The 23,999-nt window shown below is 56.4% G+C and carries 12 protein-coding genes; 6 read left to right on the top strand and 6 right to left on the bottom strand.

All coding sequences use genetic code 11. From position 1 onward, the window contains the following. The first annotated feature begins 10 nt into the window (after positions 1-10). The 6 genes from BQ7483_RS03250 (at position 11) to BQ7483_RS03275 (ending at position 13,801) form a co-directional block, all read left to right on the top strand. Positions 11-1,501: a glycoside hydrolase family 125 protein gene (locus BQ7483_RS03250; protein WP_407657202.1), complete on the top strand. Its 1,491-nt coding sequence runs from the start codon at positions 11-13 to the stop codon at positions 1,499-1,501. 85 nt (positions 1,502-1,586) lie between these two features. Next, on the top strand, positions 1,587-3,806 hold the full coding sequence (locus BQ7483_RS03255) for a GH92 family glycosyl hydrolase (protein ID WP_072544981.1): 2,220 nt from the start codon (positions 1,587-1,589) through the stop codon (positions 3,804-3,806). 102 nt (positions 3,807-3,908) lie between these two features. Then, positions 3,909-7,514, top strand: coding sequence for a glycosyl hydrolase 2 galactose-binding domain-containing protein (locus BQ7483_RS03260; protein ID WP_072544793.1), 3,606 nt, complete (start codon positions 3,909-3,911; stop codon positions 7,512-7,514). Between the two features lie 11 nt (positions 7,515-7,525). Continuing rightward, positions 7,526-8,833 (top strand): anaerobic C4-dicarboxylate transporter family protein, encoded by a 1,308-nt coding sequence (locus BQ7483_RS03265; protein WP_072544794.1) that lies wholly within the window; start codon positions 7,526-7,528, stop codon positions 8,831-8,833. Between the two features lie 43 nt (positions 8,834-8,876). Then, positions 8,877-11,360, top strand: a complete 2,484-nt coding sequence (locus tag BQ7483_RS03270) for a glycoside hydrolase family 31 protein (RefSeq protein WP_072544795.1) — start codon at positions 8,877-8,879, stop codon at positions 11,358-11,360. 17 nt (positions 11,361-11,377) lie between these two features. Further along, a complete protein-coding gene (locus BQ7483_RS03275) occupies positions 11,378-13,801 on the top strand; it encodes a glycosyl hydrolase family 95 catalytic domain-containing protein (RefSeq protein WP_139247517.1) in 2,424 nt (807 codons plus the stop codon). On the opposite strand, the gene BQ7483_RS03280 is transcribed toward BQ7483_RS03275, so the two are convergent. The 6 genes from BQ7483_RS03280 to BQ7483_RS03305 form a co-directional block, all read right to left on the bottom strand. Then, positions 13,796-15,430: a leucine-rich repeat protein gene (locus BQ7483_RS03280; protein ID WP_072544796.1), complete on the bottom strand. Its 1,635-nt coding sequence runs from the start codon at positions 15,428-15,430 to the stop codon at positions 13,796-13,798. The genes BQ7483_RS03275 and BQ7483_RS03280 overlap by 6 nt on opposite strands. A gap of 26 nt (positions 15,431-15,456) precedes the next feature. Beyond that, positions 15,457-16,443 (bottom strand): hypothetical protein, encoded by a 987-nt coding sequence (locus BQ7483_RS03285; protein ID WP_072544797.1) that lies wholly within the window; start codon positions 16,441-16,443, stop codon positions 15,457-15,459. Then, complete coding sequence (locus tag BQ7483_RS03290; RefSeq protein WP_083535636.1) at positions 16,440-18,296, bottom strand: WG repeat-containing protein; 1,857 nt, start codon at positions 18,294-18,296, stop codon at positions 16,440-16,442. The genes BQ7483_RS03285 and BQ7483_RS03290 overlap by 4 nt, the downstream gene beginning before the upstream one ends. Before the next feature lie 310 nt (positions 18,297-18,606). Further along, complete coding sequence (locus BQ7483_RS03295; RefSeq protein WP_162274237.1) at positions 18,607-19,497, bottom strand: fimbrillin family protein; 891 nt, start codon at positions 19,495-19,497, stop codon at positions 18,607-18,609. Between the two features lie 26 nt (positions 19,498-19,523). Continuing rightward, a complete protein-coding gene (locus BQ7483_RS03300; RefSeq protein WP_162274238.1) occupies positions 19,524-23,021 on the bottom strand; it encodes a leucine-rich repeat protein in 3,498 nt (1,165 codons plus the stop codon). A gap of 38 nt (positions 23,022-23,059) precedes the next feature. Next, positions 23,060-23,962 (bottom strand): fimbrillin family protein, encoded by a 903-nt coding sequence (locus BQ7483_RS03305; RefSeq protein WP_022020642.1) that lies wholly within the window; start codon positions 23,960-23,962, stop codon positions 23,060-23,062. Positions 23,963-23,999: the final 37 nt, after the last annotated feature.

A 23,999-nucleotide genomic window follows, 5' to 3' on the forward strand; every position in this document is an offset into this window, starting at 1 on the left:
GAAACCAATCATGAACAAGAAAATGTGGGCAACGGCCGTAACCTTGCTGGGCGTTGTTGTGATGGAGGCCGATGCGGCCTCCGGCAAGGTAATCCGTATGAATCCGCTCGGCAGTACAGAACGGGCTGAAGCGACCTATGTGGCCCGTCAGGACAATGTAGGGCAGTACGTCAGCCAGCGTCCCAAGGTGGAGGACCGTCTGTTCCAGTCAGACATCATCGAGAAGAAGATTGCCGAAATCAAGGCCCTGCTGAAGAATCCCTATCTGGCGTGGATGTTCGAGAACTGTTTCCCCAATACTCTGGACACCACCGTACACTTCCGTATGCTGGACGGCAAGCCCGACACCTTTGTCTATACGGGTGACATCCACGCCATGTGGCTGCGCGACTCGGGGGCACAGGTGTGGCCCTACGTGCAGTTTGCCAACGAAGACCCCAAGCTGAAGACGATGCTCGAGGGAGTCATCCGCCGGCAGTTCCTGTGCATCAATATGGATCCCTATGCCAACGCCTTCAACGACGGGCCGAAGGGAAGCGAGTGGGAGACCGACCGGACGGACATGAAACCCGAACTGCACGAGCGCAAGTGGGAAATCGACTCCCTGTGCTATCCGTTGCGTCTGGCCTACCATTACTGGAAGGTGACGGGCGATGCCAGCATCTTCGACGAGAACTGGCTGAAGGCTGTCGAGAACATCCTGCGTACCTTCAAGGAACAGCAGCGCAAGGAGGACAAGGGACCTTACCGCTTCCAGCGCAAGACCGAGCGCGCCACCGACACCACCATCAACGACGGTTGGGGTGCTCCGGCCAATCCGGTGGGGCTGATTGTCTCCATCTTCCGTCCGTCGGACGACGCCACGACACTGCCTTTCCTGATTCCGTCCAACTTCTTTGCCGTGACTTCCTTGCGGAAGGCATCCGAGATACTGACGGAGGTGAACAAGGATGCTGACCTGGCCCGGCAGTGTACCGACCTGGCCGACGAGGTGGAACAGGCGTTGAACAAATACGCTACCTGCGAACATCCGGAGTATGGCACCATCTATGCCTACGAGGTGGACGGCTATGGAAGCCACATGCTGATGGACGATGCCAACGTGCCCAGCCTGCTGGCCATGCCTTATCTGGGTGACGTCGACGTTCATGACCCCATTTACCAGAACACCCGCCGCTTTGTGTGGAGCGAGGGCAATCCCTACTTCTTCAAGGGCAAGGCCGGTGAGGGTATCGGCGGTCCGCATATCGGATATGACATGGTGTGGCCGATGAGCATCATGATGAAGGCCTTCACCAGCCAGGACGATGACGAAATCAAGGAATGCATCCGCATGCTGATGACTACCGACGCCGATACGGGCTTCATGCACGAATCTTTCCACAAGGACAATCCGGAAAAGTTTACCCGCAAGTGGTTTGCCTGGCAGAATACGCTGTTCGGCGAGCTGATCATCAAGCTGATAGACGACGGCAAGCTGGACCTGCTGAACAGCCTCTAACGAACATAACCTTAAAAAACAATCATAACGTATGAAAGTACTTTCACTTGCCACAGGAGTGGTACTATGCGGACTGCTGGCCCTGATGCCGTCAGCATGTGTCTCGCAGAAAGATAACAAGGCGGATGCTCAGGACTACCTCCGCTACGTGGATCCCTACATCGGATCGGGCGAACACGGGCATGTCTTTGTCGGTGCCAGTGTTCCGCTGGGAATGGTTCAGGCGGGACCGCAGAACATTCATAAAGGCTGGGACTGGTGTTCGGGCTATCACTATTCGGACAGCGTCCTGATCGGTTTCAGCCATACACACCTCAGCGGTACGGGCTGTGCCGACTTGGGCGACGTGCTGCTGATGCCCTACGTGGGCGAGGTGCGGACGGCCCGCGGCGAACAGGACAACATCGAGGGTTCCTGCTCCACCTATTACTCACACAAGAACGAGCAAGTGGCTCCCGGCTACTATTCGTTGCTGATGGACAACGGCGTACGTGCCGAGCTGACGGCTACCGACCGTGTGGCCATCCATCGCTATACCTATCCCGAAGAAACACCGCGCCTGCTGGTGAACCTGAAAGAGGGCAACGGCGACCGTGCCTTTGAAACCGGCCTGAAGCGTGTGGACGAATATACGGTGGAGGGCTACCGCTTCTCCAGGGGATGGAGCCCGCAGCACAAGGTGTTCTTCGTGCTGAAATCCGAACAGCCCATCGAGAGTGTAGCCGTATTCGACGACGATACGCCTGCCGGCCAGGACACGCTGACGGGCAAGGCCGTGAAAGGGGTGCTTACCTTCAAGGACAATCCGAAGAACGTGCAGCTCAAGGTGGCCCTGTCGTCCGTGAGCTGTGCCAACGCGTTGGCCAATCTGGAAGCCGAGCAACCCGGATGGGACTTCGAAAAGGTGCGTACCGATGCGGAGAAACGCTGGAACGAGATGTTGTCGTGCATCAACGTGGAGAGTGCTGATGAGCGGGGCAAGAAAATTTTCTATACCAGCCTGTACCACATGTTCATCGCTCCGACGCTCTATGCCGACGTGAACGGGGAGTTCCGCGGTCACGACGACAAGATTTACAAGGCCAACAGCTGGACCAACTATTCCACCTTCTCGTTGTGGGATACCTACCGCACGCTGCATCCGCTGCTCACCATCATCCAGCCGCAGCTGGTGCCCGATATGGTGAACTCCATGCTGAGCATCTACGACCAGCAGGGCAAACTGCCCATCTGGCCGCTGGTGGGAGGTGAAACCAACCAGATGCCGGGCTACAGTGCCGTTCCGGTGATAGCCGACGCCTACCTGAAAGGCTTCCAGGGCTTCGACCCCGAACGAGCCCTGAATGCGATGGTCGCTTCGGCCACGTACGAGAAACAGCGCGGCGTACCTTACGTGCTGGAGAAAGGCTGGATACCGTGCGACAAGATGCCCGAAGCTACATCCATTGCCCTGGAGTATGCCGCAGACGACTGGGGCCTGGCCCTGATGGCACAGAAAATGGGCAAGCAGGACGTCTACGACACGTTCATGAAGCGCGGGCACTACTATGAGCAGTATTTCGACAAGAGCATCAACTTCATCCGTCCGAAGATGGACGACGGCAGCTGGCGCACACCCTACGATCCCTTCCAGTCCATCCACGGCTGGGGTGACTTCTGCGAGGGTAACGGCTGGCACTATACCTTCTTCGTGCCCCAGCATCCCGAAGGGCTGATTGAACTGATGGGCGGCGACGAGCGCTTTGTCGGCAAGCTGGATTCGCTCTTTGTGGCCGAAGGCGACATGGGCGAACATGCTTCGGACGACATCAGCGGCCTGATCGGCATGTATGCCCACGGCAACGAGCCCAGCCATCACGTGGCTTATCTCTATGCCTACGCCGGACAGCAGTGGAAGACGGCGGAGAAGATCAGCTACATCCAGCGTAACTTCTATACCGACCAGCCCGAAGGCATCATCGGTAACGAGGATTGCGGTCAGATGTCGGCCTGGCATGTGCTCTCCGCACTGGGTTTCTATCAGGTAAATCCGTCTAATGGAATCTTTGTCTTCGGCAGTCCGCTCTTCGAGAAGGTGACGGTCAATCTGCCGGAAGGCAAGACCTTTACCGTCGAAGCTCCGTCTGTGAGCCCGGACAACAAGTACATCCAGTCCGTCCGTCTGAACGGCGAGCCCTACACGAAGAGCTACATCAGCTACGGGGACATCATGAAGGGTGGTACGCTGACCTTCGAGATGGGCAGCCAGCCGAACAAAGCCTTCGGTTCCGATGCGGCAGACCGTCCTCGTTCGTTGCCGGAATAAACATCTGTCCAGACCAATCAATACCGCCCCGTCCGGAGGCCGTGAGCCTTTTGTCCGGAAGGGGCGGTTTTGCCATTACGCTAACATTGTTATCATTTTTATATGAAAAAGAAACCAAACATCGCTTTCGTCTTTGGCGGAGTAGGGGCACTGATGCTTCTGTCCGGCTGTTCCGATGTACGTACCGCTTCGGAAAGCTCGTTCCTCCGTTCCGACTATTATACCCGTGGTATCGGTGTCTATCCGGGCTGTCCGCAGGAAGACTTTTCGCCCGAGCTGCTGCCCGACAATCATTACCGCAACCTGGCCCTCCTGCGGGCCACGTACCAGTCGTCGGCCTACGACTATAACCTGACCTCGCAACTCCTGACCGACGGTATCGTGACCGACCAAGTCCCCCAATACTTCGACCTCCTGACTCCTGAAGGCAGTGCCCCCAAGCGAGAACGGGAGTGGATGATAGACGGAGGTCCCTATTCGCGCAACACGGTGCGCGGCGAGGAGACCTTCTTCCAGTTTGACATGCACCAATATGACAAGGCCGTCAGCCGGGCCGTGGTGACCGGTACCCTGATTTACGACGACCAGGCGGCGCGGGGCGGTTACGAGATGACGTGGGAGGCCTCGAACGACGGCAAGAACTGGACCGTGCTGGCCGTGAACCGGGGAGCCGAACTGCCCGGCAAGGCCCGTTCCGGACGGGTAGAGGTGAACGACCCCAATAAGCAAACCGGCACCGTGACCATGCCGATGCGACGGCTGGAGGAAATGTTCGACTTTACCGACACGGCGGCCTATGCTTCCTACCGCATCCGCCTGAAGATGAAGGGTGCTTACGAGTGGACCTTCCACGAAGTGGAGTTTTCTAATGCCGACGGACTGGTGGACTTCAAGCCTTCGCAGTTCTTCACCAGCACCTGGATGAGCGCCACGGCGGGCGAGGAGTGGGTCAGCGTGGATCTGGGTTCGCTTTCGGAGTTCGACAAGGTCATCCTCCACTGGGTGAACAAGGCTGTCGAGGGGCGCATCCAGACTTCGGATGATGCCCGGACCTGGACCGACGCGGCTCCGCTGCCCGGCGGTGAGGGGCTGACGGACGAGATAGCCGTCAAAGGCAAGGCCCGCTACGTGCGTGTCTGCATGAACCGGTCGGCCGACGGCGGACGCTACATCTTGAGTGAGCTGGAGGTGATGGGCCGCGGCGGACTGCTGCCCCGTGCGGCAACCATGCCCGAGGCCGACGGCGGACGACGGGCGCTCTCGGGAGGCGGCTGGCAGCTGCAACGTGCTTCCGAGGTTCAGGCCGCCGGTGCGGAAATCGCTTCGCCTGCCTACAAGTCCGATGGATGGGTAACGGCTACGGTACCGGGCACGGTGCTCACTTCGTACAAGAACGTGGGAGCCTTGGCCGACCCCAACTATGCCGACAACCAACTGATGATATCCGAGTCGTTTTTCAACTCCAACTTCTGGTATCGCAACGAGTTCCAGGTGCCGACCTCGTTCAAGCACGACCGTGTTTTCCTGAATTTCGACGGCATCAACTGGAAGGCCAATGTCTATCTGAATGGCCATCAGGTGGGGCGTCTGGAGGGAGCCTTCATCCGCGGCAAGTTCGACGTGACGGACTATGTGAAGGGAGGTACGAACGTGCTGGCTGTAGAAATCATCAAGAACGCACACATCGGTGCCATCAAGGAAAAGAACAAGCAGAGCACGGACTTCAACGGCGGTATCCTCGGTGCGGACAACCCCACGTTCCATGCCACCATCGGCTGGGACTGGATACCTACCATGCGCGGACGTAACATCGGTATCTGGAACGACGTCTTCCTGACAACAACCGGTAAGGTGACCGTGCAGGATCCCTACGTGCAGACCCAGCTGGCTCTGCCCGATACCACACAGGCCCGTCTGACTGCCGAAGTGGTGGTGAAGAACCACGACGGCAAGGACGTGAGCGGTGTTCTGCAGGGCAGGGTAGGCGACGTCACTTTTGAGCAGCCCGTGCAGCTGAAGGCCGGTGAGGAACGTACGGTGGTGTTCGACGCCGAACGCTTCCCACAGCTTCAGGTGAAGAATCCCCGCCTGTGGTGGCCCAACGGTTACGGTACGCCTTATCTCTATGATGCCAACTTTACCTTCAAGGTGGGCGAGGAAGTATCCGATGCCCGCGACTTCAAGGTGGGTATCCGCCAGATGACGTTCAACGAAGACGGCGGGGTGCTGAACCTCTACGTCAACGGGCGCCGTTTCATCGGCCGTGGCGGTAACTGGGGCTTCAGCGAATCGAACCTCAACTACCGCGGACGCGAATACGAGACAGCCGTGGCCTACCATGCCGACATGAACTTCACCATGTTGCGCAACTGGGTGGGCATGATCGGCGACGAAGAACTGTATGACGCCTGCGACAAGTACGGCATCATGATCTGGCAGGACTTCTGGCTGGCCAATCCTGCCGACGGTCCCGATCCCTACTATCCCGACATGTTCATCGCCAATGCCGAAGACTATGTGAAGCGCATCCGCAGCCATGCCTCCATCGGACTGTATTGCGGACGCAACGAAGGCTTCCCGCCCGAGACCATCGACAAGGCCCTGCGCCGCATTGTGAAGGAAGAACATCCGGGGATGCACTACATCTCCAGTTCGGCCGACGACGTGGTGAGCGGACACGGTCCCTACCGCATGCTGCCTGCCAAGACCTACTTCACGCTGGAGACCGGCAACGACAAGTTCCACAGCGAGCGCGGCATGCCCAACGTACTGACCTACGAAAGCTTCCTGCGCACCTATTCGCCCGAAGGTATCTGGCCGCAGTCCGACCAGTGGGGCATGCACGACTACACGCTGGAGGGAGCACAGGGCGCCACGTCCTTCAACGAGATTATCGCTACCGGCTACGGTCAGCCCGAAAGCGCGAAAGAATTTGCCGACCTGGCCCAGTGGGTGAACTACGACGGCCACCGCAGCCTCTTCGAGTCGCGCAGCAAGCACCGCATGGGGCTGCTGATGTGGATGAGTCATTCGTGCTGGCCTTCGATGGTATGGCAGACGTACGACTATTATTTCGAACCGACGGCCGCCTATTTCGCCATCAAGAAGGCTTCCGAGCCGCTGCACATCCAGTGGAATCCGGCCACCGACGAAGTAGAGGTGGTGAACTATAACGCCGGTCTGCATCCCGGACTGAAGGCCCGAGTGCAGGTGCTCAACATGGATGCCTCCGTAGCCTGGGAAAAGGAAGCCACAGTAGACAGCCGTGAAGACACCACCGAGAAGTGCATCAAGCTGCAGTTCCCCGATGCGTTGTCCGAAGTGCATTTCATCAAGCTGACGCTGGAAGAGAACGGAAAGATTGTTTCCGAAAACTTCTACCATCGCAGCAAGGTGGAGAACAACTATCAGGCATTGAAGCAGCTTCCGAAGGTTCCCGTGCATGCACAGACCCAATACACGAAGGCCGATGACGGCGAATGGAAGGCGGAGATTACGGTAGAAAACCGTTCCTCGGCTCCGGCACTGATGGTCCGCCTGAACATTGTCGGCGATAAGGACGGTTTGCAGTTCCTTCCCATCTTCTATTCCGACAACTACTTTGCCCTGTTGCCGGGTGAGACGAAGGTGGTACGTGTACACTGGAAAGATGTGGATACGAGAGGAAACGCGCCTTTGCTGAAGGTTTCCGGATATAACGTAGAATAGAGAAGAGAGATATGTGGTTGCAACTGATTGTCGTATTGGCAGCCATCATCATCGGTGCCCGTCTGGGTGGCATCGGGTTGGGGGTGATGGGTGGACTGGGACTGGCCGTACTCTGTTTCGTGTTCGGTCTCCAGCCCACCGCCCCGCCCATCGATGTGATGCTGATGATTGTGGCCGTCATCTCTGCCGCCTCGTGCATGCAGGCGGCCGGAGGGCTCGACTATCTGGTGAAGCTGGCCGAACGGATGCTGCGCAAGCATCCGTCGCGGGTCACGCTGCTGAGCCCGTTGGTCACCTATCTGTTCACCTTTGTAGCCGGAACGGGGCATATCGCCTATTCCGTGCTTCCCGTCATTGCCGAAGTGGCGCGCGAGACAAAGATCCGTCCCGAGCGTCCGCTGGGCATTGCGGTCATCGCTTCGCAACAGGCCATTACGGCCAGTCCCATCTCGGCGGCGACGGTGGCCCTGCTGGGGATGCTGGCAGGCTTTGACATCTCGTTGTTCGACATCCTGAAGATTTCCGTTCCCGCCACCCTGATAGGTGTCCTGGTGGGGGCTTTCTGTTCGATGAAAGTGGGCAGGGAGCTGGAGGACGATCCCGAATACCAACGTCGCCTGAAGGAAGGCATGATAGAAGACCGTTTGGTGGAGACCGCTTCATCATTCGATGTCCGGAAGGCCCGCATTTCCGTAGGAATCTTTCTGCTGGCTACTTTCCTGATTGTCCTGTTCGGTTCGATCGATGCCCTGCGACCGACTTTTACTTCCGGCGGGAAGTCCGTTCTGCTCGACATGCCTTCCATTATCGAAATCATCATGCTCAGCACGTCGGCCCTGATTCTTCTCCTTTGCCGGATAGACGGCATCAAGGCTGTGCAGGGCAGCATCTTTTCAGCCGGCATGCAGGCGGTCATTGCCATCTTCGGTATTGCCTGGATGGGCGATACGTTCATTGCCGGCAACTTGTCTTTGCTGACTGTTTCCATCGAACACATCGTCCGCTCCATGCCGTGGCTGTTCGGGGTAGCCCTGTTCGTGATGTCCATCCTGCTGTACAGCCAGGCCGCTACCATCCGGGCCGTAGTGCCGCTGGGCATTGCTTTGGGTGTTTCCCCCTGGATGCTGATAGCCCTTTTTCCGGCAGTGAACGGCTATTTCTTCATTCCCAATTATCCGACCGTAGTGGCGGCCATCAATTTCGACCGTACGGGAACGACCCGTATCGGGAAATATATCCTGAACCATTCGTTCATGATGCCGGGAGTCGTCTGTACGGTGGTAAGTATTTTGGTAGGATTGTTGTTGATATGGTTGTAAATTCTTACCTTTGCGTGTAGAATTTACAATTAATATCCAAACCATGAAAAACTTTGCTTTGTGGGCGGCAACCTTGTTGGCGGCCGCCTCTTTACAAGCACAAACGCTTGAGAAAACGACGGGTGGCGTCCGCTTTTCTACCGCCCAACCTCAATTGAACGGTGAGGTGACGTTCTATTCACCTTTCATTGTCCGTGTCGTGAAATATCCTTCGGCTGAAATGCCTGCCAAGAAAAGTTATCCGGTGATATTGACGCCGGGCGGGGTAGACGTTACCTATGAGGAAAAGGGAGATGAGGTGGTGATGAAGTCGTCGTGCCTGGCGGTCACCCTCGACATACGTACCGGGCAGCTGACTTACCGGGACCTGAAAGGCAACCAGCTGCTGGCCGAGAAGCCCTACGGAACCAATTTCCTGCCACGCCAGGATGTAGACAAGGATTCGTACACGGTGAGCCAGACCTTCATGCTCCGACCCGACGAGGTGATTTACGGACTGGGACAGCGGCAGACGGGCGTAATGAATCACCGCAACCAACAAATCGAACTGCGGAACGCCAATACCAATATCTGCATCCCGTATTTCACTTCCGAAAAAGGCTATGGCGTCTATTGGGACAATCCCGGACTTTCGCAGTTCAACGACACGCCCTACGAGACATCCTTCTCGTCGCAGGTGGGTCTGTGTTCAGACTACTACTTCCTGTATCGCGACGGCAGCATGGACGGTGTGATTGCCGCCCTGCGCGACCTGACCGGCAAGGCTACCATGTTTCCCCTCTGGACCATGGGCTACTGGCAGTGCCGCGAGCGCTACAAGAGTCCGGACGAGCTGTGCAACGTGCTCGACAAGTACCGCGAGCTGGGTGTACCCCTGGATGGCATCGTACAGGACTGGCAGTACTGGGGATGCGACTCCAACTGGAATGCCATGAAGTTCATGAACCCCAGCTACATCAACAAGGTGGGCGACAAGGACTGGATGAAGTACATTCCCAAAGGACACAACGCCGACGATGAATCCCTGCTGAACAAAGAACCGCGCATCAAGAGCCCGCAGGAGATGGTGGATTATGTCCACAAGAACCATGCCCACCTGATGATATCCATCTGGGCCAGCTTCGGCCCCTGGACGGACCAGTACAAGGAACTGAAGGCCATGAATGCTCTGCTGCCGTTCGATACCTGGCCGCTCCATTCGGGAACGGCTCCCTACGATCCTTTCAATGCGGAGGCCCGCGACTTGTACTGGCGCTACCTGCGTCCGATGTACGACATGGGAATGGATGCCTGGTGGACCGACTCCACGGAGCCCGACCACTTCAACATCAAGGACAGCGACTTCGACCTGATGACGGCCGACGGTTCGTTCCGCTCCGTGCACAATGCCTTTCCGTTGATGACCAACAAAGGCATCTACGAGCATCAGCGCGAGGTGTCCGACGACAAGCGCCTCTTCCTCATGACGCGTTCCTCCTACCTGGGACAGCAACATTACGGCTCGTTCAGCTGGAGCGGGGACGTGTCGTCCAGCTGGCAGACCATGCGCCAGCAGATACCTGCCGGACTGAACTACATGCTGTGCGGCATTCCGTTCTGGACCACCGACCTGGCCGGATTCTTCGGTTGGGAGTACAACAACGACTGGACCAACGTTGCCTATCAGGAACTGCACGTCCGCTGGTTCCAGTGGGGATGTTTCCAGCCGATGATGCGCAACCACTGCTCTTCGCCCATGCTGAACGAGATTTATCTGTTCGGCAAGGAGGGCGACTGGGCCTACGACGCGCAGAAACGTATCATCCAGTTCCGTTACCGCCTGTTGCCCTATATCTACAGCATGGCCGGTGAAGTGGTGCAGCAGGATGGGGTCATGATGCGTCCCCTGGTGATGGATTTTGCTGCGGACCGCAAGGCTATTCTGCTCGACGACGAATACCTCTTCGGACGGAACCTGCTTGTTTGCCCGGTCACCGAACCGCTTTATACCAGGAAAGTGGAGAAGAACCAGGGGGTGGCCACCGTGCCCGATATAGCCAAGGCCAGCCGTCCTTTCGAAGTTTATCTGCCGGCCGGCGCCCGCTGGGTGGATTTCTGGACCAACGAAACGTTGGAAGGCGGACAGGATGTACAGCGTGAATGCCCCATCTCGTTGATACCGTTATATGTCAAGGCAGGAAGCATTCTGCCGCTGGGCCCCGACGTTCAATACGCCACCGAGAAGAAGTGGGACAATCTGGATCTTTGCATCTATCCCGGTGCCGACGGTGAGTTTACCCTGTACGAAGACGAGTTCGACAATTACAATTACGAGAAGGGACTGTTTTCCACCATCCGTTTCGTGTGGGACGATGCCCGGCGTACGCTGACCATCTGCGACCGGAACGGTGAGTTCCCCGGTATGCTGAAGCGTCGTCATTTCCGCATCACATTGATGGAGCCGGGCAAACCTTCGGCCGAGAAAGTAATGGAACGTGCAGACCGCGTCGTGCGTTATACGGGAAAAGAAATGTCTGTGAAGTTTTGACTAAGAATAAAATAAATATGAAAATCATGTTTGCGAAAAGAAGCGTTCAGGTGCTGTGCTGCCTGTGTCTGTCGGCAGGTGCGGCACAAGCCCAGGATGCAGGACTGGTCCTGCACTACGACCGTCCTGCCCAGTATTTTGAAGAAGCGTTGGTCATCGGCAACGGGACGATGGGAGCCATTGTTTACGGAGGCACGGCCCGCGATGTGCTTTCACTCAACGACCTGACCCTATGGACCGGCGAGCCGGACCGCAAGGTGACCACTCCCGATGCCCATCTGGCCATCCCCGTGATCCGTGAAAAACTGGATCGGGAAGACTACCGCGGTGCCGACCAGGAACAGCGGAAGGTACAGGGACACTACAGTGAGAACTATCAGCCGTTGGGACAGTTGGCCATCACCTATCTGGATGCGTCGGCTACAGTTACGTCCTACCGGCGCTCGTTGGATATCAGCACGGCCATAGCCAGTACCCGCTATTTGCGGGACGGGAAGGACTTCTCCTGCGATTATTTCGCTTCGGCCCCTGACTCGGTCATCGTCATCCGTCTGTGTTCGCAGAGTCCGGAAGGCATCCGGGCCCTGCTCTCGTTCGACTCCCAGCTGCCGCACGCCACCTCGGCCCGGAACAACGAAATTTCGGCCGAAGGCTATGCGGCCTATCATTCCTATCCGGTTTACTACGATGACGTGACGGAAAAGCATTTGTACGACCCGGATCGGGGCATCCATTTTCGTACCTTGGTCAAGGTACTGACAAAGGACGGGCAGGTAAAGAGCTATCCTTCGGGAGAGTTGAAGCTGGAGGGAGTGCACGAAGCGGTGGTATTGGTGGCCAATGCCACCAGCTTCAACGGTTTCGACAAAGATCCCGTCCGTGAGGGACGCGACTATCGTACGCTGGCGGAGCGCCGGATTTCGCGGGCTGCCGCCAAGTCTTACGACGAACTGCACCGGAACCACGTGGCCGACTACCAGTATTTCTTCAACCGCGTGAAGCTGGACCTGGGACGTACGGCATCTGATATTGCATCCCTGCCTACCGACGAACAGCTGCGCCGGTATACCGATGAGTCGCAGTACAATCCGCAACTGGAAGCCCTCTATTTCCAGTACGGACGTTATCTGCTGATTTCCTGTTCGCGTACACCGGGTGTGCCGGCCAATCTGCAAGGCTTGTGGAACGAATGTCTGCTGCCGCCCTGGAGCTGCAACTATACCTCCAACATCAACCTGGAGGAGAACTATTGGGCTGCCGAAACGGCCAACCTCAGCGAAATGCACCGCCCTCTGATGGATTTCATTGTCCACCTCAGCCGGACGGGACAGGAATCGGCCAAAGCCTATTATGGAGTGAACCAAGGCTGGTGCCTGGGACAGAATACAGACATCTGGGCCATGACTTGTCCGGTGGGGCTGAACGTAGGCGATCCTTCCTGGGCCTGCTGGACGATGGGAGGAGCCTGGCTCTCCACCCACATCTGGGAACGCTATCTCTTTACTCAGGACAAAGAGTTCCTGAAGCAATACTATCCGACGTTGAAGGGTGCCGCCGACTTCTGCCTGAACTGGCTGATTGAAAAGGACGGATACCTGCTTACTTCGCCCGGCACTTCCCCCGAAAACAAGTTCGTGACTCCCGACGGTTATGTAGGCGCCACGTCCTATGGCTGTACGGCCGATCTGGCCATGACGCGCGAGTGCCTGCAGGATGCCGTCCGGGCGGCTGAAGTATTGGGCCTGGACAAGGATTTCCGTCGGAAAGCCGGGGATGCCCTCTCTCGTCTGTTGCCCTATCGGGTGGGACAGAACGGTAACCTGCAGGAATGGTTCCACGACTGGAGTGACGAAGACCCGCAACACCGCCATCAGTCCCACCTCTTCGGCCTGTATCCCGGACACCACCTGTCGGTAGACGAAACGCCGGAACTGGCCAAGGCCTGTGCCCGTACGCTGGAAATCAAGGGAGACAATACGACCGGATGGAGTACCGGCTGGCGCGTCAATCTGTATGCCCGCCTGAAGGACGGCGAAGGGGCCTACCACATTTACCGCCGCCTGTTGCGCTATGTGACTCCAGACGGGTACAAGGGTAAGGATGCCCGCCGTGGAGGAGGAACGTACCCCAATCTGCTCGATGCCCATTCGCCGTTCCAGATAGACGGGAACTTCGGCGGTTGTGCCGGTGTCATCGAGATGCTGATGCAGTCGTCTGCGACGTCCATCACCCTGCTTCCGGCTCTGCCCGCCCAGTGGAAGGACGGCAGCGTGCAGGGCATCTGTGCCCGCGGTGGCTTTGTCGTCGATATGGACTGGAAAGACGGACGGGTGACCCGTCTCCACATTACGTCGAGAAAGGGTGGCAAGACACGTGTCTTCTTCAACGGACAGTCGAAGAAGATCAGTCTGAAGGCCAACGAGAGCAAGCAGATCTTATAGGCCGCTTTCCTCGACCAGCTGTTTGAATTGTCCCCATATCCGGTGGTTGCGGTAGATGGACTTGCACCCCGACGGGACATGCAAGGTGCACGATTCGAACAGCTGTTCTGCTCCGGCAAACGCCTCTTCCTGGCAGACAGGAGGAAAATCCGCCGCTTTGACATACAGATGTTGCAGGGAGCTGCAACTGTCCAGACAATATTCCGACACGTAGGATGCTGCCGTTCCCAAAGTCAGGGAAACCAGCCGTTCGCAACGCTGGAAGCATCCGTTCGGAATCAGGCTGACAGCATCGGGCAGGACCACGCTTTCCAGAGCGGAAGCGGCAAAGGCTCCCTGCCCGATGTCTTTTAACGAGGCCGGCAGGTCGATGCCCTGCAGCCGGCTGTTGCGGAAAGCATACTCACCGATGGCAGTCACGGTGGACGGTACCGCACAAGTGACGTTCGCCTTTCCCTCGGGGTACCACAACAGCGTAGTCATTTCTTTGTTGTACAGGATACCGTCGGCACTGCAGAAGGCCGGGTTGGCCGAGGGAACATCAAAGGCTGTCAGACCGCTGCATCCGGCCGACGGCGCAAACTCCGTCAACTGCGGCGAGAAGTGGAGCACGGAAAGGCTCCGACAGTTCTCGAAAGCATTCTCCTCGACGGTAGTTGTTCCGGCCGGCAATGTCAGTTCCTCCAGCCAGCTGCAACCGGCGAACATGCCGCGGCTCACGGTGTTGTCTGCCGTATACCGCTGTCCGTCGTAGCTGATGCCGCCGGCCACGATGGAGGCATCGTTCAGGTTCAGTGCCTGCAGTCGTCCGGGTGTTTCGTTTCCGTTGATGTCTATTCCCATGATTTCACGCAGGTAGCGGATGTCTGTCCCGTTCAGCGGGCCGGCGATGTTCAGACTGGGGAATTGGTATTTTTCCTGCTCGTCCATGGCGTCGGGCAAGGTACCTGCCTGTGTCAGGACAACGGCCTGGCCCGTTCGGAAACGGTAGACCTCGCTCCGTGTCTCGCCGATGGTATTGGCAGCAAATGCCTGGATGCAGTAGTCCGTTTCCCGCTGCAGGCCGCTGATGCGTGCGCTCAGCCGGTCGGCTCCCGTTGTTTGCAGATCCATCCGTTGTTCGTCCGTCGCTCCCTGCTTGTAGTAGTAGAAACCGGTGGCGGTGATGTCCTCTCCTCCGTCATCCAGAATCGTATATTCCAGCGTGATGCTCAAGGGCCCTTGGTTCAGCAGGGTCAGTTCGCCGAGGGTCGGTTCGACGTTGGGCTGTGTTGTGAAGGTCTGCGTTTCGCTCCGCACCTGGCTCTGTTCGTTTCCGGCCTCGAGGCAATAGTGGTAGGTCGTTCCCGGTTGCAGGTCGCTCAGGCTGGCCGTCGCCTTCAGCTCTTCAGCCGGACAGACAGCTTCCTCGTTCATTTCGGGAGTAGTGCCGTAGCGGAAGCGGATCCATCGTACACTTCCGTCGCCGTTCGGCACAACTTCTCCGTTCAGCCGGGCGGTGGTTCGTGTGATGTCTGTCGCATCGCCCAGGGTGAGGGTGGGAGGCAGGCTGGTCGGCTGCTCGTCCTCCCGGCAGGAGACGGTTAGCAGCAGGGCTGCCAGTAGGAATATCCAGTGATATGTTTGCATACGTAAGCTCATCGTTCAAAAACGGTTTAGAAGTTGATACCCAGGCCGACCGCCGCCTCCCAGTACCGGCCTTGAATGGTCATGACACCTGCCGAAACAGCAGCCCGGTAGAAGCGGTACAGACAGCCGGCTTCGGCGCTGAGACCGCGCCGGGAGTAGTCGCTGTTGCGCAGCAGGATGCCGTTATCCCGTTCCCAGGCCACATCCCGCCGTCCGTATCCCAGTCCTTCGTACAGGCAGAAGTCACCGACAATCCGGTGGATACCCCCGGCCATCAGCATCCATCGGCCGTTCCGGGTTCGTCCGGTATAGTAGGGGGCTTCGTCTGCTCCGGCAGGAACGCCGTCGCGGTCACACTTGCCTTCGGTGCGTGGCATGGCGTGGAAGTCTTTCTGGAACATGAGGTATGCGCCATGACGTCTCATGAGGGCGATGCGGAGTCCGGCCGACGGACCGTTGCCCTGCAAGCCGATGTTGGCCAGCAGCAGGCGCCGCCAGGGCTCTCGGGGCCTCGGAGGACGTTGGGCCGGTGGCATCGGCAGGACACCTGCCCGATGCCGGGTCGTGTCGGGCAGGATGGGGTGCTTTTCCAGTGCGGGCAGTTCGACGGGATGCCGGTAACCCAGAGGCGGGTCCAGGGTCAGCTCGTAGGTCATGCGCGATTCCAGCGGACTGGAGAAACGGTAGTCGCGCAGGACGCCCCATTGCGGGTGCTTGATGGTTATCATCACGCTTCCTTTGGGCAGGTAAATCCATATTTCACCCACATCGTTCTTCCGTTTTACGATGCCCAGCGGCGAAGAGAACACGAAATCCTTGTCGCCCACTACCTTCAGCAGCGCACAAGCTTCGTCATTGAGGTCGCGGACCGGCTCGATGTAGGCGGTGATGTCGTTGGGCAGCATGCGGAAGGACCGCACGATGAATTCCTGGGCACAGATCTTGCCGGCAGTCCACAGGCACAGGACCACTGCCAGCAGGCGGAACGGCGGAGAAGACAACAGACGTATCATTGCAGGTTGAAGTTTCGGATGTTGAATATTTCGTTTTCTGGAAGCGGCGTGTGGTCGGCCTGCATGCGGGGCTGCCAGGTACGCACGTGTATTTTGGGAGCCGTCTCGTCGCGGAAGTCCCAGAGCAGGAACAGGTAGCCGTCGTCCGAATAGAGGTCCGACTGGTATCCCTGCCGCAGGCTGACGCCGTAGATACCTTTCAACGTAGGATGGCGCATGATGTGGAAATCGCTGAACTGCACATTGATGGTCCGGTTGGCCTGGAACACCTGTTTCAGGCGGTCCAGATACTGACGTTTGCTCTTGATGTTGTACACCACCTGTGCCGGCGACAGATAGCCCGTTTCCTTTTGGGAAGAATGTACCACCGTCCCTACCACAATGAGGGCATTCTCACTGAACAGCTGCTCCAGAAAGTCGATGTCCTTCGTGGTGTAGGATGTACGCAGATGCTCCACGTAGTTCAGAATCATCTGCCGGTTGCCGGCATCCTTCTCGTCCAGATTTCCCGATACTACCTTGACCGCTTCCTGGTAGAAGGGGTTGGCTTCGCTCACTTTCCGCCAGTCTTTCCGTTCAATCAGGCTGGGCTTATGTTCCGTTTGCCCGGCTTTTGCGGTTGCTTTACCCGGGGCAAAGCGGTCGTTTTCTCTCGACGGACGGTCGCTTTCCCCCGGGCGTTCCGACGGAGCGTTTCCCTGTGTGCCGGCCGGCGATTGTACCGTCAGGAAGCGTTGCGGGCACAGGCGTGAAGCCGTGGAATCCTCAACGATACAGGCATAGGTCGCTCCTCCTGCCGGATTTCCTTTCCGGTCGATGAAGAAGCTGCGTCCCTGCTGCCGGACCACGGCATATCCATCCGCATAGTAGTGCCCGATGGTGTCATACTGAAAGCGGCAGATGGTTTGCCCCTTGTCGTCGACCATTCCCCACAAATTGTCTTTTTTCAGCGCCGGATGGCCTTTGCCGGCCATGTGGATGGCTTCATAGGCCGCGGGAATGAGGAGGTTTCCGTTTATATCCACCAAGCCATATCCGTTGTCGGTCTGTACGGTAGCGGTTTCCCACGCATAGCGTGAAGCCTGCCGGATGTCATCGGGCAGATAGACCGTTACATCGCCTTGCTTGTCCAGATAGCCCAAGTGTCCGGAGTGAAGTTCTTTGTAAAGGAGCCTTCCGTCGGAGAAGCGCGTGTCGAGCAGTACCTGTGACAGGCGGATGCAACATTGCACTTTTCCCTCCCTGTCTATCAGCAGATAGCCCGCTTGGCCTTTGTTGTCGGTGTTCCCCACCAGGGCGCGTCCCTCGTGGAAGTCGTACGCACGGTCGTAGATCGGAGGAACGGCAATGGCTCCGTGCGTGTCCAGATAGCCATATTTGCCGTCGGCTGTGGCAAACAGGGCCCGTCCTTCGCTGAAGTTGTGCATCAGCGCGATGTCATATTGCGGATATTGGGCAGTGGACATCACTTCGTTGCCCCGCTTGTCTATCAGGAGGATGGGGGAGTCGGTTTCTTCTTGGGCAGGAGCCACTTCTTCGAAAAAATGGCCGATGCGGGCAAAACTCTTTCGGCTGACCGGTTGGGTCGGTCGGCTGATGTCATACAAGTAACGGTGCCCTTCGTCGTCAGCCAGGCTGAACATGCCGCCCACTACGGCCGACGGTCGTTGGCCGAAGCTTCCGGCAGGTTGCAGTACGGTGCCGTCTGTCTTCACCAGTCCCCACGACTTTCCGTCGTTGCTGAAGGGGAGGGCTTCCGCCGGGTCCTTTTGCGGCTGCCGGCAGCTCCACAGGCAGCATACCAGTGCCATCAGGCTCCATCGGAGGATGTGGTTTATCGGGTTTGTTTGCATGTATCTACATCAAAATATAGTGTGTACAAAGATAGTGAAAGGCGAGAGCAGAGGCAAATGAAAAACGCGGTTTTTCAGTTTGACTATGCCGAGCCGCCTCTTATCATACTTAAATTTAAAGATGCCTGTCCTTCTTCCCCCAGATAAAATCTGGAGAAAGAAGGAAGGCATCTCCCTACCAGTTCAATCATTCCGCTTCGCAGTACTGGCTTTCTGCGTGTTAGAGTAAACAACGTACTGCAGCAGAGAGTTTGAGTCCAAATTGTTTAGTCAAGTCATTCGTCTGTCGTTTATAGTCAGGCCTTCCGTGTCATTCGTCCCAATTCTCCAGTTCGCCGCCAATTTCAATCTTGACCTGTTCAGGATTCTTGGTAATTACCAGTTGTACGGAGTGTTGCACGCCGGGCTTGAAGACAAATTTGCTTTCGTACAGGTAGGACACCCCTTTCATGATCACCTCCACCAGCGGTTGGCGGTTGTCCAGCCGTTGGGGCACGATGATGGCGGCATACGTGTGGTTGCCCAGGCTCTGTGCCCGTATGCTCTGACGGGTGCCGTAGTCGTCTCGCGTCACGACGCCTGCACTCAGGTCGATGGTAGCCTCGGGAACGGTATTGTGGATGTACACCTCGGCGTCGGCCGGCAGTTCGCCTTCATAGTCTTCACCCTCTACAAGGCGGATGAGCATGCGGCTCATGCGATGGGCGAATTGTAGGCTGACGGGCGTGTCACTGGCACTGGCGTTCTGTTGCGTAGCCCACAGGAAGTCGCTGGCTTCGTAGCCTCCGGCTGCGTTCTGGTCGGTAGCCACGCTGAAAGGCAGGTCGTCGACCGAGGTCACCGGACTGGTTTGCGGATAGTAGGCATAGATGTTGTACGTGCCGCCATCCCAGTAGACGGGTTTCTCGGTGGTCCATTGACTGCCGTCGAAGGTCAGGGCCGCATTGTTCACATAGTTGCCCGACACTTCGAGCGGGGCATCCTGCCGGGTGATGAAAAGTCCCACCCGGTCGCCGCTCTCGAAGGCGGTTGATGTTACTTTGGTGCCGCTTGCGGCCTGCCTTGGGTGCAGGACGTTGAAGGTCATCAGGTCATTCTTCTCTGTCTGGCTGACGGGCGTTGTGTCGTCGTTGCATCCGCTCCCCACGGCCAGCAGGACCGTTATCAGTCCTGCAGTCAGAATATGTAGTTTCTTGTTCATGGTCATTTCTTTTTTAAGTTTGAACCTTATTTGTATAGCGGGCTTCCCTTATGGATTTTCGGAGGAAGCTGGAAGCTGTGCACGCTGCTTCCGCTATAGCGCAGGTCGTTGAAGCTGCGTGTCAGGGCATCGCTGCTCACCACGTCGTTGGCTTTGAAGTCTTCGTAAGTGAAGGTCTCGCCGGCATACTGCTTGATGCGCTTCACGATGGCCATGCGGCTGATAGTGCTGTAATAAGGAATGTCGTTGTTCATACAGCTGTTCTGTTCGGAACGGAACACACCGCGGCTGTGCATGTATCCGCCTTCGAAGATGTCTACAAAGTCGCTGTACTTCTCGTCGAAGATGAGCTGGCTCCAGGGCACTTCGTGCATCTTGCCGGTGAGCGACAGGTTCTCGTACCAGCCCAGCGACTTGGCCATATTGAATTCATAGACGTGTCCGCAGCAGGTACACTGGCAGAAGTCGATGAACTCGTTGTGGTAGATGTATTCGTCGCCCAGCTTGCCGAATCCGTGTCCGCCCGCTTCGTGCTGGATGACGCCGCGCGTATCCAGCGGATAGCCGTACGTGCTCAGCGGACAGAAGGCGATGGCCGAACCGTCTTCCCACATCTGGCAGATGCCGCCGTAGTCGGTACTGTTGGGTACCATGATGATGAGCGATTCCTTCAGATTGTCCTTCGTCACGGTCGGCATCTTCTGTGCATAGTCGAATACGGCATCGTAGTCGCAACGCAGGCCCACGCCGCCGGTATACGTCGTTTCAAACTTGGCATAGCGGATGGTGTTGACAGTTCCGATACCTGTTTCGGGCGATACGGCGATGGCGGTATAGACGTTGAAGTAGTCACGGTAAGTCTTGTAGGGTTCGATGCCGAAGAAGTTCTCCACCTGGTCCTGCATATCCTTCATATACTTGCCTTCGGAGATGTCTTTGGCATCGTAACCGTCACCCAGGAAGACGAGGTTGATACCTCCTCGATTACCTTGGGTAGCAGTTTGCAGCGTGATGACTTCGTCCTCGGCATACGTGTAGTCATATTGCGATACGGTGCATGTGTGGCGGTAGTCTTGGTCTTTCAGTTTGAATACGATTTCGCCTGTTCGTGTGGCGCTTCCGGACGACATCTGGTGGATGGTCAGCGTCACTTCCGTCTTTTTGCTGCCCTCGTTCTGCGACAACGAACACCAGTCGGGCAGGCTTTCCACCATCCAGTCGCCTTCGGCATCAACGACGAGGGTGCGGGTGCACTCCGTATTGATGGCGTTGGCAATGCTGGGGCGGCACACCAGTTCGCGATGGGCGGCAATACGTTTGAAGTCGCTCCAACCCACAGCAGCCTGGTATTGCTGGATGGCGCTTTCGGGTACTTCGAGGGTAAAGTTGTCTTTAGCTATGCCGTCGAAGGCTCCTGCTTGTACATGTGGCGGTATGGCTCCTTTGCAGACAATGCTGCCGATGCCATAACATTGGTAGAAAGCTTCGTTTTGAATGCTTTCCAAACTTTCAGGCAGGATAATACCCTCCAACCCCCAACAATTATAGAAAGCACCTTGGCCAATACTTAACACACCTTCCGGTATTTCAAGGGTACCCATCAGACGCCAATTGGATCCACTAGAATAACTACCAAAAACATTCGAACCAATGGTTCTTAGTCCTTGGGGGAGTTTTAGTTTTCCGGAAAAGTCGCAGCCGCAAAAAACATTGTTACTAAGTACGACTAGATCTTTAGGCAATGTCAGTTCTCCTTTGAAGTGTGTATCTTGAAAAGCAGCTTCACCGATGGTGACAATACCATCGTGCAAAGTCAGTGTTCCATCAAAGCCACATGATGCAAAAGCCGTTTCCGGAATGGCCGTCACTTCTTGCGGAATAGTCAGGCTTCCGGTCAGATTCCTGCAATTATGGAAGGCTCCGGGTTCGATGGATTTTAGTTTGTCAGGCAGGTGTAGCGAACCATACAGATTGGTACATTCTGCAAAGCAGGTAGTGCCTATATATTCTAGATTAGTGGGCAGTATCAGTTCGCAGGTGAAACCACAATATCCGAATGTACCACCATACCACCAGAGATCCCAACCATCTCCAATAGATGTTACTGTATTGGGCAATGATAATGTTCCGGTTAGTGATTTACAGTTATAAAAGGCACCCGCTTCAATACTTGTTACCCCTTCAGGTATAATTAATGATCCGGTTAAGTTTTGGCAGTCGGCAAAAGCAGCAATACCTATTTTTGTCAGTTTGTCGGGTAATACAAGATTTAAAAGTGAGGTTTTATAGCGCATAGCTTCGTAAGGCATTTCATAATTGTTGTGAGAATAGTTTCCCATACTTCCTCCTGTCAAAGTTTGTTCCCCTCCACGAATGATTACTTCCTTTAAATTTAGTGAGTTTAATATATCCATTGAATCACGCATAAAGTAGAAGTCCTGTGCGTTGATTTCTCCCGTAATCTTCAGGTTCTGCAGTTTCCGATAATCCTTTCCGGCCGCTGTAATCGAATCCTTCAGATGTCCGGGTGTGGAGTTGATGACGATGTATTCCTTCATCGTGGCGTCGTGCGACACGTCGTCGTTCTCCCATGCCGTGATGCTTTCTCCCAGCAGTGTGAAGGTATATTCGCCCGTCGGTTCCTTCTTGTTCACCTGGATGGTGAAGTTGTGCATCTTGCCGCTGACGTAGGTGAAGTCCTCCGGTTTTCTGAAGTCATAGACCACACCGTCTACGGTAATCGTAAACAGCACCGTATTGGCCGCAACCGTCTGCGGAACGACAATGGCACGGAATACGTCATCCTTTTGGTAGGGGATGGTTCCTGTCTGCGGTACCTCGCCGGTAACGCTGACACTGCCGTCGGCCAGGTTGATGATGGCATTACGTTTCACGTTCTTGACCAGCACCTGTTTTTCCAGTCCGGCCCATTCGCCGACGGCAAAGCCTTCGCCTTCGTTCAGGGTGATGCGCGGACTGCTCATGCGGTGGCGCATGGGCAAACGGATGACGTTCTCAGTCGGAGCTACGTCGGCAGCCTTGCCCCACAGGAAGTCGCTGGCTTCGTAGCCACCCATTTCGTTGGCCGTAGTGGTGGTCGACTGGTCCTTCTGCACTTCAAAGGGGTAGGCATTCACGTCTTCGGGCGATCCGAAGGGATAATAACCGTAGATGTCGATGTGGGTATGGTCGTCTTTCCAATAGACGTCGTAGGCCGAGTTCCATTTGTAGGCAGCTTCGTCAAAGGTGTGCTTCACGTTGTTGCCCCGGTTCCCGCTGGCCTGCAGGGTGCCGGGAGTATCCCCTTGATAGTCTACTATGTAGACGCCCATTTCGTCACCGTCGCAAAATCCGTTGTCGTTCACGCGGGTAGCGGCCACTTGCTCTATTTCACCCGACAGCTCGATGGGGCGTCCGCTGTTTCCTTCCGGGCCATTGGGACCGAACGTATCGTCGTTGCATGCGGTCATGGCCGCCAGCAATGCCCATAAACCCCAGGTTCTGGTTATGAAATTTCTTCTCATATATATTGGTTGTTTGATGGATTTAACTGATGGTTGATTCATTCGGCCACTCCGCCGTTGTCCGCACCGTCGTCTTCCCAGCTGCCTATATCCACATTGATGCCATTGCTGGTCTTTTTCACGGTTACGGTGAAGGTGTGGCGTTTCCCGCCCACAAACGTAAATTCCTTTTTCATGTTGAAATCTCTTCCGTCAATGGTTACGGTCAGGAAATTGTCAGCCGACGGGACTGTCTGTGGAACAATTAGGGCCTTGAATTCATTGTTCTCTCCCCGCAGGAACGAGATACTTCCGGTTTCGGTTCCGGGAGTCACTTGTCCGTTGTTCAGGTCGATGGAAGCCTGGCAGGTCGCTCCGTTCAGTCGGACCTGCACATCTGCTGCTGCCAGACTCTCGGCCGTAAATCCGTTGCCTGCGGCAACCTTGACGACCGCGCAGCTGAAGAGGTGGTCGAGGGTCAGGCCCACTGCTGTTTCAGTCGGTGCCACTTGGGCTGTCTTGCCCCACAGAAAGTCGCTGGCCTTGTAGTTGGCTTCCGTGCTTTGGTCGGCCATCACGGTAAATGGCACGGCGCTGATGTCAGTCGGGGTTGTTCCGTAGGGATAGTAGCCGTAGAAGTCGGCCGGAGTTGTGTCATCCTTCCAGTAAATGGGGGTTGCGGGCGTCCAGATCCCGTCGTAGGTAAACTGCATGTTGTCCACATGGTTGCCCGTAGCCTGCAGGCTGCCGGCTGTGCTGCCCTCATAGTTGACGACATAAAGCCCGATCCGGTCTCCCGTCTCGAATCCGGTGTCGGTGGCACGAGTTGCGGCAGACGTTATGCCGCAACTTAGTGAAATGGGAATTTGGACAGAGGGTGGTGTTTCCTCGGTGCCGGATGAACAGCTGGCGACAAGTCCTGCCAGCAGTATTGTCCATGTCAGTTGGGAAAAGGTTTTCATAATATATCGTTTATTGTTTGTTATACAAAGGTAGGGA

Origin of the sequence: Mediterranea massiliensis (assembly GCF_900128475.1) — a bacterium.
GTDB lineage: Bacteria > Bacteroidota > Bacteroidia > Bacteroidales > Bacteroidaceae > Bacteroides > Bacteroides massiliensis_E.